Raw genomic sequence first — 3,733 nt, 5'->3', positions numbered from 1 at the left:
TGAACTGCCGTCTGCAGGTGGAACATCCGGTCACCGAGATGATCACCGGCATCGACCTGGTGGCAGAACAGCTGCGGATCGCGACGGGGGAGCGGCTGAGCGTCGAATCGGGCGGTACGCCGCGCGGCGTCGCTCTCGAATGCCGGATCAATGCCGAGGATCCGGAGCGGGAATTCGCCCCGGCCCCGGGCACACTCACCGAATGCGTGCTGCCGGGCGGCCAGTTCGTGCGCGTCGACAGTCACATCTCGCAGGGCTATTCGATTCCCCCGCACTATGATTCGCTGCTGGCGAAGGTGGTGGTGTGGGCTCCGGACCGGGCCGCCGCGATCGACCGTATGCGGCGCGCGCTCGCCGAGACCCGGATTCGGGGCGTCGGTGTCGCCACCACGGCCGAGTTCCTGCACGACGTGCTCGATCATCCGCGCTTCCGGACCGCCACCCACGACACCGCGTTGATCGGTTCGCTCACCGGTCCGGTGGGTGCGCGGGCATGATGGAAGACGGCCGCCCGCACCGCGAAGGAGCTCGCGCAGATGACCGTCGACGCCTGGGCACAGCATCCCACCGCCCGCTTTCTCGCCCATGACATGTTCGACTCGCTGCGGCGGTGGACCGAGGCCATCCCCGCCGGTGAGATCCCGCTGAAATCGACGCTCGCCGCCATGGACGCGGCGGGCGTCGACCACGCCCTCCTGTCCGCCTGGTGCGCGCCGGAGGGCGTTCTCATCTCCAATGACGAGGTCGCCGCCTGGGTCGCCGAAGCGCCCGACCGGTTCTCCGCCATCGCGTCGGTCGACCTGCGCCGCCCCATGGACGGCGTGCGCGAACTCCGCCACCGGGTCCAGAATCAGGGCTTCAAGGCGTTGCGGGTGCTGCCCTGGCTGTGGGAGGTCCCGCCCACCGACGCCCGCTTCTACCCGCTCTACGCCGCGTGTGTGGACCTCGGTATCCCGTTCTGCACCCAGGTCGGCCACACCGGCCCGCTGCGCCCCTCCGAAACCGGCCGCCCGATCCCCTATATCGACCGCATCGCCCTGGACTTCCCCGAACTCACCATCGTCTGCGGTCACGTCGGCTACCCGTGGACCGAGGAGATGATCGCGGTCGCCCGCAAACACCCGAACGTCGTCATCGACACCTCCGCCTACACCACCAAACGCCTACCCGCGGAACTGGTCTCGTACATGAAGACCCGCAGCGGCCGCCGAAAGGTGCTGTTCGGCACCAACTTCCCGATGATCTTCCCCGACCACGCCCTCGCCGGGCTGGACGAGCTGGGCCTCGACGACGAGGCCCGCGCTCTGTACCTCGACGGCAATGCCCGTCGGGTCTTCGGATTACTCGAGTCCTGAACGGACTGACTACTTGAGTCCTGAACGGACGAAGGCGTTCACGATGTGACGCTGCAACACCAGGTAGAGCAGCAGCACCGGGAGACAGGCCAGCCCGGCCACCGCCATGAGCGGGCCCCACTGGTCGCCTTCGGTGCCCATGAAGCTGCGCAGGCCCAGTTGCAGGACCGAGTTGGAGCGGCGCAGGACGACGGCGGGCCAGAAGTATTCGTTCCAGGCGTTGATGAACAGCAGAATTCCCAACGCCGCCAAGGCCGGTCGCAGGTTCGGGACCACCACGGTCCACAGGATCGACCAGGAGGAGCGGCCGTCGATGCGGGCCGCGGCGACCAGTTCTTTCGGGAACGCGGCCAGGTGCTGGCGCAGGAGCAGGACCGCCAGCGCCGAGCACAGGGTCGGCAGGACCACGCCGACCACGGTGTCGAGCAGGCCCAGGCGGGTCAGGAGGATGTAGTTGGGCAGCATGCTGACCTGGAACGGGACCAGCCAGGTGCCGACGAAGGCCAGGTACAGCGGGCGTTGGAAGCGGAAGGTGTAGAGGCCGAAGGCGTAGGCGGCCAGCAGGGCGATCAGCAGCTGGCCCGCCGCCGAGAGCGTCGACATCACAAAGGTATTGACGATCAGGTGGGGGATGTTCAGCTCGTGGGCGGCCAGGCCGAAGTTCGACAGCGACAGCGGCCAGGGGAGCGGGGACAGGGACGTGACGTCCTCGGGGCGGCGCAGCGCGGTCGCGAAGAGCCAGTAGATGGGGAAGACGCACACGACGGCCGTGCCCGCCAGCAGCACATGGCCGCCGGCGGAGCGCAGCCGGTCGAGCAGGGAGGTTTCAGTCATCGTGGAAGGCAACCTTTTCCGAGATCCAGACCAGGCCCGCGGCCACCACACCGAAGCCGAGGAACAGCAGCACGCCCGCCGCGGCACTGAGACCGGCGTCGAAGCTGTGGAACGCGTATTCGTAGAGCAGGTAGTAGATATTGGTGGTGGACTGCGCCGGACCGCCCTGGGTCATGGTGTCGATGAGCGGGAAAGTCAAAGTGGGACTGAGCAAGACGGTGGTCAGCACCAGGAACACCAGGGTGGGGGAGAGCAGCGGCAAGGTGATCCAGCGGCGAATCTGGCCGGGTGAGGCCCCGTCGACGCTGGCGGCCTCGTCGTAATCACCGCTGATACCGGCCAATCCGGCCCACACCACCAGCACGGCGAAGCCGAGCAGCTGCCAGCCGGTGACGCCGACGATCACCCACGGCGCGGTCTGCGAGTCGTAAACCCAATTGCGTTGTGAACCAAGGACGCTGTCGACGAAACCGGTGCGCGGATGCAGCAGCCAACGCCACACCGCGGCCACCGCCACCGGCGCGACGAGGAACGGCGCGAAGATCAGCGCGTGATACGCGGTCCGGGCGCGCGGGCTCACCCGACGGCTGACCAGCGCGATCAGCACCGGCAGCGCGACCGTGAACGGCAGCAGGCCCACGATCATCCACACGGTCCGGCGCACCGAGGCCCAGAACGCCGGAAGATCCATCAGCCGTTGGTAATTCGCCATCCCCACCGGCCGCATGGGCTGGGTGGGCAGCAGATTCCAGGAGTAGGTGGACAGTTGCAGGGCCTGCATCAACGGCTGATAGGTCCACACCACCAGCAACACCAACGCGGGCGCGAGATACAGATACGGAGTGGCGCCGCGCAGCACGCGGCGCGACAGGGCGCGGTACGGCCGCACCGCCGGTGACACTGCGATCACCGGCGGCGCGGCCTGTTCGGGGACTGTGACGAACACCGGTCAGCCGGCCTCCGCCGCGAGGGCGGCCAGCCGCTCCTGCACCTCGGTGTCGGCCTTGTCGTAGATCCGGGTGGCCGGACCGGCCTCCACCGCGGTCGCGATGACCGACGTGCCGACCACGTCGATCCGGGTGAAACCGGCTCCGACGAAACCTTGTTGACGACCGGCGGGCGCCATCGCGTCGATGCGGTAGGCCAGCGCCGGGCCGACCCACACCGGGATTCCGGCCAGCGCGGAGGCCGCGGTCATGTGGTTGTGCCCGCACAGGATCATGCGCACATCGGACCCGGAGATCACCTCGGCCAGCTCGTCCGCGTTGTGCAGCTTGAGGAATTCCGCGGCCGGGATGGCCGAGGGCAGCGGCGGATGATGCAGCACCAGCACGCTGCCCCGGCGTGCGGGGTGGCGCAACTGCTCGGCCAGCCAGGCCAGCTGCTCGGGTTCCGCCGACCAGCGATCCCATCGACGATCCGGCCACCCCGACGACCTCGTACCCACGTTCCTGCAGCTCGGCGATCACCCCGATGTGCGCGTACCCGCGCGCGCCGCCGCTGCCCAGGGCGAGTTTGACGCGCTTGCCTTCGGTGGCCACGCC

Annotated in this window: 5 protein-coding genes and 1 pseudogene; 2 read left to right on the top strand and 4 right to left on the bottom strand. The window is 68.5% G+C overall.

The features are described 5' to 3' along the window. Together ACWELQ_RS40795 and ACWELQ_RS40790 are read left to right on the top strand one after the other, a co-directional pair. Positions 1 to 497: ATP-binding protein (locus ACWELQ_RS40795; protein ID WP_452402343.1), on the top strand; the 497-nt coding region annotated here is incomplete at its 5' end. Positions 498 to 536: 39 nt separating this feature from the next. Then, positions 537 to 1,355 (top strand): amidohydrolase family protein, encoded by an 819-nt coding sequence (locus tag ACWELQ_RS40790; protein ID WP_452402342.1) that lies wholly within the window; start codon positions 537 to 539, stop codon positions 1,353 to 1,355. Positions 1,356 to 1,364: 9 nt separating this feature from the next. Here ACWELQ_RS40790 and ACWELQ_RS40785 read toward each other — a convergent pair whose 3' ends face one another. The 4 genes and pseudogenes from ACWELQ_RS40785 to ACWELQ_RS40770 form a co-directional block, all read right to left on the bottom strand. Continuing rightward, a complete protein-coding gene (locus ACWELQ_RS40785) occupies positions 1,365 to 2,189 on the bottom strand; it encodes a carbohydrate ABC transporter permease (protein WP_452402341.1) in 825 nt (274 codons plus the stop codon). After that, a complete protein-coding gene (locus ACWELQ_RS40780) occupies positions 2,182 to 3,135 on the bottom strand; it encodes a carbohydrate ABC transporter permease (protein WP_452402340.1) in 954 nt (317 codons plus the stop codon). The genes ACWELQ_RS40785 and ACWELQ_RS40780 overlap by 8 nt, the downstream gene beginning before the upstream one ends. 3 nt (positions 3,136 to 3,138) lie before the next feature. Beyond that, positions 3,139 to 3,636, bottom strand: coding sequence for a metallophosphoesterase family protein (locus ACWELQ_RS40775; RefSeq protein WP_452402339.1), 498 nt, complete (start codon positions 3,634 to 3,636; stop codon positions 3,139 to 3,141). Beyond that, positions 3,566 to 3,730, bottom strand: a pseudogene (locus tag ACWELQ_RS40770) (patatin-like phospholipase family protein); the annotation flags it as partial. The pseudogene ACWELQ_RS40770 and the gene ACWELQ_RS40775, both read right to left, overlap by 71 nt. Positions 3,731 to 3,733: the final 3 nt, after the last annotated feature.

This window comes from Nocardia sp. NPDC004722 (assembly GCF_053601505.1).
The sequence above is the reverse complement of the archived record's forward strand: the minus strand, read 5'-3'. Positions and strand labels throughout refer to the sequence as shown.